The following is a 14,739-nucleotide window of genomic DNA, read 5'->3' as shown; positions in this document are numbered from 1 at the left end:
GCGCTGAGGATACCGGTAACCGTCGGCGGCTTATTCCGCCGATCGGCTGGCAACCGGTCATGGATAGCGGCAGGAATTTTTTCATATCCGTTGTGTTCACTTGCCGCCCCTGATTGGCGTGCAAGTGCCGAAGGCCACATAGGCGATGCCGCTGCCGGCGGCGGATAGTACCGCCTTGCCCGACGGTTTCTCGATGGACAGGCTCCATCCCAATCCGCTGGATGTGCCCGCCATCCCCTCATCGGCGCCCAGCAGGATCAGTTTGTCTTCGATATGTTCGATTCGCTTGATCCTGACCACCCGCCGGACCAGGCTGTCCGGTGTCCCGCGCAGGGTATTTTCCCGGAAATCGATGATGAATTTTTCCGGAAGACCCACCGTGTCCGGATCGACACCTTCGATTACCCGCAGTCGGTTGATCTCGATCAGCCGGTCCACGCTTCCGGTTAGCGCATTCGAGCCGTCGAAGTCACCGGAAAAGGCGGGTCCGGTCATTAACACCGGCAGGCTCAGTAGAAACAGCAGAAGTCGCTTGCGGTTTTTCATTTGGTCACCTTGGAGGATTGGGTCCGTTTTGTTTTTAATTATTTCAGCGTTTAAACCGCGATAGCAAGCGCGCCCCCATGGTTGGTGGGGGAGGGAGATTCAATCCGGTCATCGAATCAGCCGGCAGCGGGCTTGCTTTCCAACATATTGTAACGACAAGGATATTGACGCACAGCGGGCTTTCTGCCATAGTCCGATCCGTGAATCAGGCAACAGAACGGAATCCGGTCGCCCCATTTGACATCCTGAACCGGAACCCGGAACCCGGAACTCGGAGCCGATGCCGAAGATCTATCCAATAGGTGGTGGCAAGGGCGGGGTCGGCAAAAGTTTTGTCGCCGCCAGCCTGGGAGCACTGATCGCCCAACACGGCAAGACGGTTGCCTTGCTCGACCTGGACCTGGGTGCATCCAATCTGCATACCTTTCTGGGGATGCCGGCGCCCAAGGACGGCCTGAACCTGTTTTTAAATAAAACCGCGCAGACGCTGGAGCAGGTAGCGGTCCCGACCCCCGTCACCGATCTCTTTCTGATAAGCTCTTCCACCTGCTCCATGGAGATTGCCAACCTGTTTTATGCCCAGAAAATCAAGTTGATCAATGCCGTCAAAAAACTGCCCTTTGATTATGTTCTCATCGACCTGGGTGCCGGGACCAATTTCAATACCCTTGATTTTTTCCTGACCTCCAGCAAAGGGATCTTTGTCTGCACCCCCGAACCCACCTCCATCGAGAATGCCTTTCGGTTTATCAAAGCGGTCTATCTGAGAAAAATCAAACAGCTCATCAGACAGCATGATTTCGGTGCCCGGGTGAAAGCGGCGATCCTGGATACAGATTCCAGTGCGGTCAAGTCCCAGGACCTCCTGGATATGGTTTCAAAAGACGATCCTGAGAAAGCTTCGCTTTTGAAAGCGCACATCGCCAGGTTTCAATTCAAATTGATCCTGAATCAGTTTCGCAGAATCGCCGATACTTCCCTGGGCAAAAAAATAGAGACGGTCTGCAACCGCCATTTTTATTCCCCTTTCGAATTTTGGGGGCAGGTCGCTTTTGACGAGCGGGTCATCGATTCGATCTATGCGAGAAAACTGTATGTCACCGCCTACCCGGCCACGATCACGGCCATGGACTTAAAGCGGATTGCCGGATTGTTGACGACCCCTCAACCGGCCCCCGTTTTACAACAACAGGCGCCATGAAAACATTTGAGAATGAAAATTATTACAATATCCTGCAGGTTCCCGCCAATGCCCGGGCAGACGAAATCAAGCACGCCTACCGGGATGCTCTGGCCATCTATGAAGCCGAAAGCGTGGCCACCTATTCGCTCTTTTCCGAGGAGCAGCGGGAGCGCCTGCTGCAGGCCATTGAAACGGCCTTTAGCACCCTGATCAACGAGGACAAAAGAACCGCCTACAATCAGATGCTCATCGACACCGGGCAGATGGATGCGGCCAATTTTTCCGGACAGGGCCAGAGACAGCTGGCGGCCTATTCGGATACCGGAAGCCCATCCACGGAAAAGAGCCTCAGCCAATGGGTCCGGAAAAAGGTCGATACGCCGGAGATCAGACAGCTTATCGAAGCGATCCTGTCCCAGGACCTGCTCTCCGGCCTGGCCTTGAAGCAGCTCAGGGAAGCATACGGCATCGAAATCTCCGAAATCTACGCCATTACGAAGATCAGCGGCGACTCCCTGAAAAGAATCGAGGCCGACCAGTTCGAAGAGCTGCCGGCCGAGGTTTATTTAAGGCAGTTTTTGAAAAGCTATGCCGACATCCTCCACATCGATTCCCGGCATGTGGTCGACGGTTATTTAAAATCCATGGCCCGGTACAAGGCGGAAAAAGGTGCCGCCCGCCCGCGGTCCCCGCTCTGACTTCAAGGAGTCCGGATGGAAATTACCACTACAATCGTCGGGGCAGGCGTAGTGGGTCTTGCCGTGGCGGCAGAGCTGTCCAAAACCCGCAAGGGGATATTGATCCTGGAACGCAACCCGTCATTCGGCCAGGAAACGTCGAGCCGCAACAGTGAAGTCATTCATGCGGGCATCTATTATGCCAGGGATTCCCTGAAGGCCAGACTCTGCGTCGAAGGCAACCGCCTGTTGTACCCGTTGTGTGAACAGCACCGCATTCCCCACCGCCGATGCGGCAAGCTGATCGTGGCCACTGAAAAGGACGAGGAGGCGATTCTGGCGACGATCCAGGATCGCGCGCGCGAAAACGGCGCGGAGGCCCTTGAACTGTTGAGCGCCAGGCGGATCAAGGCCCTGGAACCCAACGTAAAGGCGTGCGCCGCTCTTTTTTCTCCCTCGACCGGGATCATCCATTCCCATCGGCTGATGCGCCACTACGCTGCCCGGGCCAATAAAAACGGCGCCCGGTTCGTGCCGCAAACCACGGTTTCACGGGTGGAGAAACAAGAGGATGGCCGCTACCGGGTTCATGTGGCCTACCCGGACGGCCAGACAGACGCATTTGCGTCGCGTTGGATCATCAACTGCGCCGGTCTCGAATCCGATCGTCTGGCCGAATCCATGGGGATCGATATCGATGCCTGCGGCTACCGGCTTTCCTACTGGAAAGGGGAATATTTCAGCCTCGACGCGCCCCCGGGGTTCATCCGCCATCTGGTCTATCCGGTTCCCCCGGCAAACCATGTGGGCCTGGGGGTGCATGCCACCATCGACATGGGCGGCCGGGTAAAATTCGGCCCCAATGCGACCTATCTGCCTGACAGGGACCTGGATTATTCCGTGAATCCGGCAGCCCGGCAGTCGTTCTACGAGGCGGCCCGTCGCTATCTGCCCGGCATCGCGCTTGACCAGCTGCAACCGGAAATGACCGGTATCCGACCCAAACTGCAGAAACCGGGAGACCCGGCCAGGGATTTTATCATCGCGGAGGAATCCTCGAAGGGTTTTCCCGGCGTGATCAACCTGATCGGCATCGAATCTCCCGGGCTTACCGCCAGTCCCGCCATTGCCCGTCATGTGGCGGCAATGGTTGCCGAACAGGCGTGAATCCGGCATCCCTGCGGGCCGACAAAGCGCGACGACGTTTCATCGGTGGATGAGCGCCATTTAGCGCGTGATCACGCCAGCCATTGCTTCAATGCGGGTATGGTGTCTTTTGGGCTGATCTTGTAGCCGGCGGCGGCAATGGTGCCGGCTTCGTCGATCAAAAACGCCGAGCGTACAATTCCCAGGTAAGTCTTGCCGTAGAGTTTCTTCTCGCCCCATACGCCATAGGCTTCGGCGATCCGGTTATCGGCATCGCTGAGCAGGGGGAATCCCAGCCCGTGCTTCTCATCGAATTGCTTCTGCCGGGTGACCTTGTCCGGGCTGATACCGACAACGGCCACGCCGGCGGCCGCCAGTTCGGGCAGTGCGTCCCGCACCGCCTGTGCCTGTGCGGTTCAGCCCGAGGTGCCGGCTTTGGGATAGAAAAAGATAAAGCATTTGCGGCCTTTAAAATCGGCCAGACTCACGCGGTTGCCGTTTTGGTCCGATGCCGTGAAATCCGGTGCCGGATCGCCGGTTTGCAGTGTTGTCATCATGAACCTCTCTTCTCCTTTATGTCCTCGCCGTCTTCGGTATGTCGCCGGATTTAGGAACAGGGGCGCGCAAGCCCGATTGAACCGGACCCGGACCCAGGGTGCGGGAAGGGAAATAGGCTCAACGGTGCGCCGAATCCGGCTGCTCCCGATACATGCTTTCGATCTCCCGGGCGTAATTGGCCTTGATGATCCGCCGCTTCAGTTTCATGGTGGGCGTCAGCTCCCCTTTTTCGATCGACAGTTCTTCCGGTAGAATCACAAATTTTTTAATCGTCCAGGGGCGGGGCAGGCTGGTGTTGACCGCATCTATGTGCCGTTGCAGATAGGCGTTGAAGGTTTTGCAGACGGCCGCGCCTGCAGCATCTTTGGCATTGCTGCCCGCGTCGGCAACGGCCTGTTCAAGTTTGGCCGGATCGAGGGTCAGCAGGGCGGAAACGTATTTCCGCCGGTCGCCGACAACCACTACCTGGTTGATAACGGGAATCGCCTTCAGCCTGCTTTCCAGGACCTGGGGCGGAATATTTTCGCCGCCGGCGGTGATGATCAACTCTTTCATCCGGTCCGTTACTTTCAGAAAGCCCGCCTCGTCAATCTCACCGACATCGCCGGAATGAAGCCAGCCCTGCGCATCGATCGTTTCCCGGGTGGCCGCTTCGTTTTTGTAATAGCCCTTGAACACATGTCGCCCGCGTATCAGGATCTCGTCATATTCCCCGAGGGTCAGTTCCGTTCCCGGCATGGGCGGTCCGGCCCAGCCGGTGCGGTGACGATGGGGCTGAGGCAGGGAGATGGTGGTGGGCCCGGTGCATTCGCTCATGCCGTATATTTCCGTGATCGGGATCCCCAGGCTCATGAAAAACTCCAGGGTATCCTCGGCAATCGGCGCGGCCGTGGAAAAGCATATGCGGCAGCGATCGAGCCCCAGGCGCTGGCGAACTTTGGAGAAGACAAGCTTTTCCGCCAGAGGATATAAAAAGGGATCGGGCTTGCCGTTCTGGCGGGCATAGCCGCCGGCGAGGCCCTGTTTGCGGGCCCAGGCGGCGATCTTTTTTTTAAGGGGCGGATTTTGGGCACCGGCCGCCGCCATTTTGGCCTGAATCTTTTCCCACACCCGCGGCACGCCGAGAAAAATGGTCGGACGCACTTCCTTCAGGTTGTCGCCCAGCAGATCCAGGCTTTCGGCAAACCAGGAGGTGGCGCCCATCGTCATCGGCACAATCAGGCTGACCATCTGCTCGGCAATATGGCTCAAGGGGAGGTAGCTGATGAGTTGCTCCCGGTGATCCCCATCGACAAGGTCTACGACCTGCCGGGCCGTCCAGACGATATTGTCGTGGGTGATCATGACCCCTTTGGGGTTGCCGGTCGTACCGGAGGTGTAGATCAGCGTGCAGCAGTCTTCGGGGGCCTAGTTTCCCATGCGGGTATCCAGCGCCTCGTCGGGCACCCCCGAGGCCAGCTCGGGCAGATCCCGCCAGGCGACCACCCGTTCATCGGCGTCCGACCCGTTCATCATCACGATGGCCTTCAGGTTGGGGAGACGGGGCCAGAGGGCTGCAAACTTGGCCAGCTGGGCCGCATCTTCCACCACAACGATGTTGGCCTCGCTGTGCTCGGCAATATAGTGGCATTGTTCCGGCGTGCTGGTGGTATAGATGCCGCCGGGGATGGACCCCGCAAAAATGGCGGCCAGATCGCTGATAAACCATTGGGGGCAGTTGTTCCCGAGGATGCTGACCGCTTTGCCGACGTCGAGGCCCAAAGCGATAAAGGCTTTGGCCGTGGTGCGGACCCGGGCGTCGTAGTCCCGCCAGGTCAGCGTTTCCCAACGACCTCCGCGTTTATGCTTCAACGCCGTTTTTTCTCCATGGGCCGCCACGGTTTCGCGAAAGACGTCCATCACCGTCGCTTTCATATTGCCCTCCCGCTGGTTGGGATCTCGGTCAATATCATTCGGGCTGCTATAATCAGGGCGAAACTGTCCGCCTGGCCTGGCTTGACCCGCGGGGTCAATGGGCAACCGCCGGGTCCGGCCGGATCCCGCCGGGTCGCCGGGGGTCGCGTTAAAAGTTCCGGGTCATCTTTATCGTGGCGTCATGCTGCCGGTGGCCGTGTGGGGTGTCGTATCCATGTGAAGCCGTCGGGGCCGGCGGCAGGGGCATGAAGTTGTCGATTGGCTCATTTCAGTTTTTAAGGTAAAATAGCAGGAACTGTCAATGGTTTATCAGCCGTCTGGGCGGACGACCTCGCGTGGGTACGGAAAACTGGTTTTGACTGGAAGCGGACAGGAGGGGTACAATCAAAAAGGAGCGATGCAGGAAGCCATGGAATATCCGGAGAATCTTGATCCAATTTGCCTGTTCTGCCGCTGGATCAGGGCGGAAAAGGCTGTAAAGACATTCGGCACGGTTGCCGCTTTCCATGACGGGAACCCCGTGACCGACGGGCACCTGTTGATTGTGCCGCTGCGGCATACGGCGGACTGGCTCTCCATGACCCCACAGGAGGTCCGGGACAGCGAAATGCTGATCCGCCATCTCGTGGAAAAGATCAGGCGGAAAGACCCGTCCGTGACCGGGTTCAACATCGGGGTGAACATCGGCGTGTCGGCCGGACAGACCGTGTTTCATGCCCACATCCATCTGATCCCGCGGCGCGACGGCGATACGGAAAACCCCAAAGGAGGTGTTCGGGGGGTTGTCGACGGCAAGCGCGCTTATTAACCGTCATTGATTTGCCGATCCTGGAACCCGTTCTTATTTTATGTGCAGGATCTACAACAAATAAGGACCTGGCCCCCGTGGCCGGGTAACCCAAGGAGGTTCAATCATGGACGTGAAAAGAATACTATGGCCGACAGACTTTTCCGCAATATCCGAAAGCGCCCTGCCACACGTTAAATCGCTTACCGAGAAATACGGCGCAGAAATTCACGTTCTATACGTGATTGAGGATATCGCCCACCATGACGGCTGGTATGGCGCGTTTGAGGAGAAACGCGTCAAGGAACTCATGGCGCATGCCAGCAAAACGGCCACCGCGCGGCTGGGGCAGATCTGTGAAAAGTACCTGGACGGCTGCCCGCTTTACATCAAGCACGTCGCGGTCGGAGATGCCGCCAAGGAGATCCTGAATCTGATAGAGAAAGAGAAGATGGATCTGGTGGTGATGGCCAGCCACGGCGCGAGAGGCAACTTCCGCTTCGGAAGCGTGGCTGAAAAGATTCTGAGGCATTCCCCTGTTCCGGTGACGGTCATCCCCGTCGAGCCGAATTCATGATGACCTTGCCCTGAAAAACCATAGGGAGGGTTTCAGTTGCCCAGGGTCATCTTAACCGTTTCAGCCAATTTCTCAAGGGTGTAGGGTTTCCGGACGTATTGCCCGGCACCCAGCCGCTGGAGTGCCCTTACGCGAGTGCTTTCGGAAAACCCGCTTACGATGATCGCTTTTTGGCCCGGCCGTATTTTTATGATCCGCCGGTAGGTCTCCAGGCCATCGATTCCCGGCTCCATGATCATATCCAAAACAACCAGATCGGCGGTATGATCCTTGAGATACATTACGGCGTCCTCACCGCCCGCCGCTGAAACGACCCTGTATCCAAGTCTTTCCAGAATCGCCGCGGCGATCTGCCGTTGCTCCAGCACATCATCGACGACCAGAATGGTCTCCCCGGCGCCTTTGTGGTCCGCCAATACAAAAAGGGGTTGATTGTCATCGATGCGTTTTCGGGTTGCCGGAAAGAAAAGCTTAAATGTCGTGCCGGATCCGATGGCGCTTTGGATGCCGATAAATCCTTCGTGGTCTTTAACGGTTCCCCACACCACGGTCATCCCCAGGCCGGTGCCGCTTTTTCCCATGACTTTTTTCGTATAAAACGGCTCGAAAATTCTTTCCTTGTCCTCTTCCGAAATACCATTACCCGTATCCGAAACCTGGACCAGGACGTAATCCCCCTCCTCGATGTTATCAAAATCCTGAAGGGTTCGGTCAACATATCGATTTTGGGTCGATATCGCCAATTCACCGCCATCGGGCATGGCTTCCAGCGCGTTGATGGCAAGGTTCATGATGGTTTGGGAAAGATGAACCTCGGAACCCATAATATTAAGCAGATTCGGGTCAAGATTTGTTTTGACGCTGCAGGCTGGATGCGCTTCCTTCATCTTTCCGAATTCCGCGCTGCCCATGTAATCGGTTATGATTTTATTTATTCCCAGTGGCTTGAGCTGGGAGACACCCCGTCTGGCCAGGGTCAGAAGTTCCTGGACGATCTCAGCGGCTTTTTGGCCGGACCGGCGAATGGTTTCGATTGGCTCTCTGAGTTCGTGGTCGTCGGGGAGGGTCAACAGGATTATTTCGGGATAGGAGACCACACCGGACAACACATTGTTCAAGTCGTGGGCCACACCGCCTGCCAGTGTGCCGATGGCCTCCATTTTCAATGCTCTGCGAAGTCTTTTTTCAAGAAGGTTTTTTTCGATCTGCGCTTTTTTATGATCCGAGACGTCCCGCACAATGGAAAAATTATATTCCAGGTGGCGATGCTGGTAATAATTGGCTTTTATTTCCACGGGAAATAATTCGCCATGTTTTGTTTCGTAGTGGGATTCCATCAAGACGGTGCCTTGGAGGCGGAGTTCCTGCCAAAAGGCCTGCCATGATTTTTCAGGGATGTTGGAATCAATCTCAAAGGCGGTCATCTTCATCATTTCGGCATGTGAATATCCCAATCTTTTGCTGGCGGCCTTATTGGCGAAAAGAATTTTCGCATCCGGCTGGAGACAAAAGATCGGATCCGAAAAATGATCGATAACAAACTGGGTCAGCTCAAGGGACTGCTCGGTCTCTTTTCTGGCCTCTACTTCGCGCATCAGCTCTTGGTTGGCCTGCTTCAGGTCGAAGGTGCGCTCGGCGACCTTTTCTTCCAGCGAATGGTTAAAATCCCGTAATTTCGAAAACAGCACGTTAAATCGAGTGGCCACTTCGCCGATCTCATCTCCAGAGGAAACATCAATATTTTCAATATATTTGTAGCTGTCACGCGAAGATGCCGCGGATATGTGTCGGCTGATTTTAGACAATGGCGTGGTGACAAAAAACCTGATGATGAGAGTGATAATAAGAAAGAAGATTGCGACGCTGAAGCCGATCAATAGAAACGTGTTGATGGATTCCGACCACAGCGCCTCGGTCATTTTGGAAATGGGAATGGCCACCGTATCGGTGCCGATCACCTCCCCGATGGGCCGGTGGAAGCCGGCTTTGCCGCCGTACCGGTCGATCAAGGATTTAGGTGCATCTGCAGGATTCCCATGGCACTTCAGACAAGAGGTTTTCATCCGGCGAGCGCTGAACTTGGCCAGGTAGTTTCGTCCATTGATCTTGATCTGTCCGGTCCACCGTTTGACCTCGGGATGTTCGTTGAAGAAGGCAATGACCTTGAGTTCTTCCGGGCCAGCCAGATTGGCCGGGTTCCGCGGATTATCCGATGAAAATTTGAGAATGTAATGCGGGAAATCCTCGCGAAGGTCCTCGAATATGCTTCGTGCCACAAATGATGTGGACATGGTTTCCGGTACAAACTCGTCCTCGCCCAGCAGGTCGTACATCATCGGTCGAACATGGTTTCCGACGTATCTGCGTATGGCCAGGTCAAATTGCAATGCCATTTCAGCCTGCTGGACGACCACGTCCTTGAGTCTTTGATCGGTCATGCGGTAGGTCGCGTAAAACAGATAGGTCGCCAAAAGGATAGTCGCGATACCGATGGAAACAGTGAGTTTCCCCTCCAGGCTTTTCATTTGGCATGGATCCTTTGTCATTTCGTTCAAAAGATAATCAATGGTGTTATCGGCCTCGCGATAAAAAAGGTTAGCTTAACAGCCCGACTTCTCTATTTTGATATCAACGGAAATTGCATGTTTCCTTTCCCTCAGGGATATGGAGCGGGACAGGCCACCAACGTCACCTGCGGTTCATTATCGCTGAAAGGTGACTGAAACAATTCCAGATAAAATACCTGGCCGGAATCGGTGGACAGATCCAACTTCCCGGGATGATCATTCAAAACTTGATCGAACCCTCTTTGCACTGGAGGATTCCTTTGTAAAAAAAATGTCAGCGCTGACCCGGCAGGATAATTGGTTTGACTTTGTGGCGTACTTTACTCAACCTTACCCGTGGCGGGCCGCATGGGCGAGACGGTTGGTGGGAATATAAACCAGTGAAAAAAGGTGCCTGATGAGTGAGACAACCACGGTTGAACGATACCATCCCGGCGAAAAGATGGCCAACAGCATTACCCATGGCGTCGGCATCATCCTGTCCATCGCCGGGCTGGGGGTGCTGATCGCCTTTGCCGACGGTTATGGAAATGGCCGGCACATGGTCAGCGTGAGCATATTCGGGAGCATGCTGATCCTGATGTATACCGCATCGACCCTTTACCACAGCGTCCGGAACCCCCGTGCCAAGACCCTCCTGCAGATCCTTGACCATTGTGCCATATTTTTACTGATCGCAGGCACCTATACCCCGTTTACCCTGGTCACCCTTCACGGTCCCTTGGGATGGTCCCTGTTCGGTGTAATATGGGGGCTTGCCCTCCTCGGAATCGTCTTCGAACTGACCACCCTTCGCAGCCATCGTGTGATTTCGCTTGGATTGTATCTGGGTATGGGCTGGTCCGTGGTTGCGGCAATCAAACCCATGCTGGCCGGCGTTGCCCCCGGCGGCTTGATTCTGCTGCTCGCCGGCGGCCTGTCATATACCGTCGGCATCGGTTTTTACGTGATGCGGAACCTCCGCTATCATCATGCCGTCTGGCATCTTTTTGTATTGGCCGGCAGTATCCTTCACTTTTTTGCCATCCTTTTTTTTGTCATTCCCGTTGCCGGTTTCTGACATGCCGGTAGAATAGGGAGACCCGGCCCCTTTTCGAATTTGACGGTCGCTTTTTAGTTGGTGAGCCTGTATTATATTACGATAGTATCATCCTGAAACGCCTTCGTCGAGGGAGAGGCCCACCATGGCAGCGGTGACCGATAAGGCGATTGTTCCGGTCGTTGAGCGGTTTTTTCAGCGTCCTGAAATCCGCGGCAACCTGGAATTCCTCAGCAGCCGGTTGCCCCCGTCGGCTGAAATTTTCGTTGCCGGCGGTTCCATTCGCAACCTGATTATCAATCTATTGCATGGCCATGCACCCCCTACCCGCGATATCGATATCTTTATCGGCGGGCTGGATCGTGAATTCTCCCTGTCCGGCGTTCTTAGCGACCAAACGGCTGAACCGACAGATCTGAAAGGCATGCGCTGGTATCCGGTTTCATCGGCTCTGGCTTACGACCTTTGCCTGCTTGTGGATTTTGTGGTGATCGACGTCGGCCATCTCGCGCCGACCATGGGAAACCTGCTGTCCGGCATCGATTTTACGGTCAATGCGGTAATATATGATTTTCACCGGAAGATGCTGTTTGAAAACGGGTGTACGGCGGCTGTCAGGGATCGGGTGATCGATTTCAACAGCCGTTTCATTCCGGACAAGCAGCTGATCGCCTATCGCATCCTGCTGATGGGGTATAAGACCGGATTCAACCTCTCCCAGCCCGTGTTTCAATACCTCAAAACGCGACTGGATGTGGCGACGGTGATCCAGTTGAAAGGACTTTTCAGGGCAAAGGTGGGGAAAACCATGACAACGGCAATCATGAGCGAATACAACAAATGGTGCAAATATCCGACGTATAATGCCTATCTTGCCGACCGGAAACGTCTTCTTCAGGCAGGCCGACCCGCTGCATCCGGGTGAACCCTTCCCCTTCAGAGGGAGATTCGTCGGTCCCATCGGCTGATCTTCCAGCCCCGGATGAAGGCCCTCCAATAAGTTTTTACCCCAGCTGCGATCAAGCCTTTTTAAATCTGGCGCGCAGTTCGTATTTCAGAATCTTTCCGCTGGCGCTCATCGGCAGGCTGTCGGTAAAGATCACCTGTTTGGGGACCTTGTAGCCCGCGATTTCCTGCCGGCAGAAATCCCGGACACTTTCCGTCTTCAGGTCCGTGCCGGGACGGGGGACCACGATGGCGGCAACGCATTCCCCCCAGCGGCTGTCCGGTAAACCGACCACGGCCGCCTGGGCTATGTCGGGATGTTTGTAAAGGGCGTTTTCAACCTCGGCGGGGTAGACGTTTTCACCGCCGGTGATGATCATGTCCTTTTTACGATCCACCACGTAGATATACCCCTGTTCGTCGACCCGGCATAAATCCAGGGGATAATACCAGCCGTTGCGATAAACCTGGCTGGTCTCCGTATCTTTCTGCCAGTACCCCAGGGTGGTGCCCAACCCGCGCACTTTCATTTCTCCGACGACGCCGGGTGCGACCGGGACGTCGTTTTCATCCACGACCACGCTTTCCATGTCGGCAAAGGACCGGCCGCAGGATGCCAGGATCTCCGTATTTCCTGAGGCCATGGCCCGGGCGATGTCCTCGGTTTTCAAGATGGTGGTCTGGCCCACCGTCTCGGTCGTACCGAACAGATGGAGAAACACATTGCCGAATCGTTTAACGGCCCGCTCATACACCACCGGGGTGACCGGGGCGCCGGCAAAGAAAATTTTTTTCAGGCTGCCGGTGTCGTATCGGTCGGCCTCGGGGTAATCCACCAGAAACAACAGCATGGGCGTTGCCAGCATGCCGGTGGTGATGCGGTGCTCCTGGACCAGTTCCAGAAATAATCGCGTATCCCAATGGGGCATGATCACCGATGTCGTGCCGCTATACACATCGTTCATGAGGGTGACTTCACCGGTGGCGTGAAAGAGCGGCGAGGCGATGATGCCCACGTCGTTGTCATCCATCTTCAACTCCAGAGTCAGACTCCGGCCGGCGTGGTAAAAATTTCGATGGGTGGCCATGCAGCCCTTGGGTGAGCCGGTGGTGCCGGAGGTGTACATCAGGGCCGCCAGATCGTCTTCGGTCACGACCACCGGTGGGTCGCCCCCGGAGGCCCCGGCGACGAGGGTTTCATAGTGATGCCAGCCGGCGGGTGTCTCCGCACGATCGCCGATGAAAATAAAGTGGTCGACAAATCCCAACTGGCCTGCAATTTCATCTACGGTCTTCCGGTAGGCCGCATGGACCATTACGGCGCAGGGGGTGGCGTCCTTTAATATCTTCAGGCTTTCCGGGGCGGCCAGACGGAAATTGAGCATGACCAGTACGAGTCCCGCGTTGGGGATGCTGAAATAGGCTTCGGCATTTTCGATGCTGTTGGGGCCGAGGATGGCCACCCGGTCACCCTTTTTCAACCCGAGGGTCATAAGGGCGCTGCTCATGCCCCCGGTGCGCCGGGACAGTTGGCCGAAGGTGTAGCGGCGGTTACCCTGGATCAGGGCGATTTTTTGAGGATTGAGTTCGACATTGCGGCGCATCATGTTGCGGAGCGTACAGATCGTTTTCATCACATCTCCTGAGAATGTCTACTTTTTCAAAATGACCGGTTTGGGCTGGTATTCCCCGGATATCACCTGATCCCAGAAGCTTTTTTCATCCTCCATCCACCGGGAACCGAACCGCTTGTTGAACAAGCCGCCCAGCCGCTGAAACATCTTTTTCAGATTGGAACGATGGCCGAGGGTGATCACGTCTTCCAGGAAGGCGGGAACCTCGGCCATCTGCTCTTTGGGAATATAGGCCCTGGCACCCATGGTGATCGAGCGTTTCAGGCTTTCGGCGGAAAAGGCGTGGGCCGTGAGCATCACCGTTGGAAACCCCAAATGAACCGCCGCGTTGAGCAGGTCGAAGCCCCTGACGCCCATGATGTCGAGAATGACCGCATCGTAGGTCCATGAGCGCAGCAGGTGGTAGCCGGTTTCGTAGTCGGAGGCCCGGTCCAGAATCAATCCGGGGTATCCCTCAAGAAGATCTTCCAGCGTTTCAAGAATGTCGGCCTCATCGTCCACGGCCAATATGCGTTTCCCATTTAGTATGCTTTCCGACATGATAATACTCCCGTGGGTGTCGTGATGAGGCTGCCGCCGCGACGGTCTTCCATCAGTCCAGGTAGACGGTTTTCTCTTTGCTGTCTTTTCGCGGGGCCGGATTCTGCGGGTCTTTGGGTTTGCCGATGCACACCAGCGCCAAAGGCGTTTTTTCCTTCGGAATATCCAGGATGCGCCGCAACTGGTTTTTATCGAACAAGGTGAAAAACAGACTGCCCAGGTTCAGGGCGTGGGCGGCCAGCAGCATATTCTGGATGGCGGCGGCGCAGGCCAGCTGATATCCCACCGTCCCTTCTTCCTGGAACATATCCATGCCGGTCTTTTTGGGATCGCCCACCACCGCCACCAATACGGGTGCCTGCAGGAGAAAATCCGTTTTATACTTGCTGAGCCACTTCCACCCGCTTTGTTCTATCGCCCATGCGATGCAGCGTTGCGCTTCCGCATGAATGGCCTGCCTGATCGCCGGCGCCCGGATCACGATGAACTGCCACGGCTGGGAATTCAGCGGCGACGGTGCCCGGACCCCGGCGGCCAGAATCCGATCGATGGTTTCCCGGTCTACGGCTTCGGGCAGAAATTGGCGACAGCTGGTGCGCGTTTCGATGGCGGAAAAAAGATCCATT

At 55.9% G+C, this 14,739-nt stretch carries 13 protein-coding genes and 1 pseudogene; 7 read left to right on the top strand and 7 right to left on the bottom strand.

The features are described 5' to 3' along the window. Positions 1-96 precede the first annotated feature (96 nt). The gene (locus ACHZBS_RS05215) at positions 97-546 is read right to left on the bottom strand and encodes a hypothetical protein (protein WP_319405465.1); all 450 of its coding nucleotides are present in this window, start codon (positions 544-546) and stop codon (positions 97-99) included. Between the two features lie 280 nt (positions 547-826). Between ACHZBS_RS05215 and ACHZBS_RS05210 the strand changes: the two genes are divergently transcribed. From ACHZBS_RS05210 to ACHZBS_RS05200, 3 genes are read left to right on the top strand one after another with little or no spacing between them, the layout of a single operon-like run. Then, a complete protein-coding gene (locus ACHZBS_RS05210; protein WP_319405464.1) occupies positions 827-1,747 on the top strand; it encodes a P-loop NTPase in 921 nt (306 codons plus the stop codon). Next, a complete protein-coding gene (locus tag ACHZBS_RS05205; RefSeq protein ID WP_319405463.1) occupies positions 1,744-2,427 on the top strand; it encodes a helix-turn-helix domain-containing protein in 684 nt (227 codons plus the stop codon). Before ACHZBS_RS05210 ends, ACHZBS_RS05205 begins: the two co-directional genes overlap by 4 nt. 15 nt (positions 2,428-2,442) lie before the next feature. Then, positions 2,443-3,573 (top strand): NAD(P)/FAD-dependent oxidoreductase, encoded by a 1,131-nt coding sequence (locus ACHZBS_RS05200; RefSeq protein WP_319405462.1) that lies wholly within the window; start codon positions 2,443-2,445, stop codon positions 3,571-3,573. 71 nt (positions 3,574-3,644) lie between these two features. Here ACHZBS_RS05200 and bcp read toward each other — a convergent pair whose 3' ends face one another. Together bcp and ACHZBS_RS05190 are read right to left on the bottom strand one after the other, a co-directional pair. Then, the gene (gene bcp / locus ACHZBS_RS05195; RefSeq protein ID WP_319409064.1) at positions 3,645-4,106 is read right to left on the bottom strand and encodes a thioredoxin-dependent thiol peroxidase; all 462 of its coding nucleotides are present in this window, start codon (positions 4,104-4,106) and stop codon (positions 3,645-3,647) included. A 121-nt stretch (positions 4,107-4,227) separates the two neighbouring features. Next, positions 4,228-6,009 (bottom strand): annotated as a pseudogene (locus tag ACHZBS_RS05190) (AMP-dependent synthetase/ligase). A 370-nt stretch (positions 6,010-6,379) separates the two neighbouring features. Here ACHZBS_RS05190 and ACHZBS_RS05185 point away from each other — a divergent pair. Next, the gene (locus ACHZBS_RS05185) at positions 6,380-6,832 is read left to right on the top strand and encodes an HIT family protein (protein WP_319405461.1); all 453 of its coding nucleotides are present in this window, start codon (positions 6,380-6,382) and stop codon (positions 6,830-6,832) included. A 106-nt stretch (positions 6,833-6,938) separates the two neighbouring features. Then, positions 6,939-7,388 carry a universal stress protein gene (locus ACHZBS_RS05180; protein ID WP_319405460.1) on the top strand — a complete coding sequence of 150 codons (450 nt, stop codon included), beginning with the start codon at positions 6,939-6,941 and terminating at the stop codon, positions 7,386-7,388. A gap of 32 nt (positions 7,389-7,420) precedes the next feature. On the opposite strand, the gene ACHZBS_RS05175 is transcribed toward ACHZBS_RS05180, so the two are convergent. Then, positions 7,421-9,913, bottom strand: coding sequence for a DUF3365 domain-containing protein (locus ACHZBS_RS05175; protein WP_319405459.1), 2,493 nt, complete (start codon positions 9,911-9,913; stop codon positions 7,421-7,423). Between the two features lie 439 nt (positions 9,914-10,352). On the opposite strand from ACHZBS_RS05175, the gene ACHZBS_RS05170 reads away from it, so the two are divergent. Continuing rightward, positions 10,353-11,015, top strand: a complete 663-nt coding sequence (locus ACHZBS_RS05170) for a hemolysin III family protein (protein WP_319405458.1) — start codon at positions 10,353-10,355, stop codon at positions 11,013-11,015. 124 nt (positions 11,016-11,139) lie between these two features. Beyond that, positions 11,140-11,919, top strand: a complete 780-nt coding sequence (locus ACHZBS_RS05165; protein WP_319405457.1) for a hypothetical protein — start codon at positions 11,140-11,142, stop codon at positions 11,917-11,919. Between the two features lie 94 nt (positions 11,920-12,013). On the opposite strand, the gene ACHZBS_RS05160 is transcribed toward ACHZBS_RS05165, so the two are convergent. From ACHZBS_RS05160 to ACHZBS_RS05150, 3 genes are read right to left on the bottom strand one after another with little or no spacing between them, the layout of a single operon-like run. Continuing rightward, the gene (locus ACHZBS_RS05160) at positions 12,014-13,573 is read right to left on the bottom strand and encodes an AMP-binding protein (RefSeq protein WP_319405456.1); all 1,560 of its coding nucleotides are present in this window, start codon (positions 13,571-13,573) and stop codon (positions 12,014-12,016) included. An 18-nt stretch (positions 13,574-13,591) separates the two neighbouring features. Then, positions 13,592-14,113: a response regulator gene (locus tag ACHZBS_RS05155; protein ID WP_319405455.1), complete on the bottom strand. Its 522-nt coding sequence runs from the start codon at positions 14,111-14,113 to the stop codon at positions 13,592-13,594. Between the two features lie 52 nt (positions 14,114-14,165). After that, positions 14,166-14,738, bottom strand: a complete 573-nt coding sequence (locus tag ACHZBS_RS05150) for a nitroreductase family protein (protein WP_319405454.1) — start codon at positions 14,736-14,738, stop codon at positions 14,166-14,168. Position 14,739 lies beyond the last annotated feature (1 nt).

Origin of the sequence: uncultured Desulfosarcina sp. (assembly GCF_963664155.2) — a bacterium.
In the GTDB taxonomy this organism is placed as follows: domain Bacteria; phylum Desulfobacterota; class Desulfobacteria; order Desulfobacterales; family Desulfosarcinaceae; genus Desulfosarcina.
Note: the sequence above shows the minus strand (reverse complement) of the source record. Positions and strands in the feature narration are given on the sequence as shown.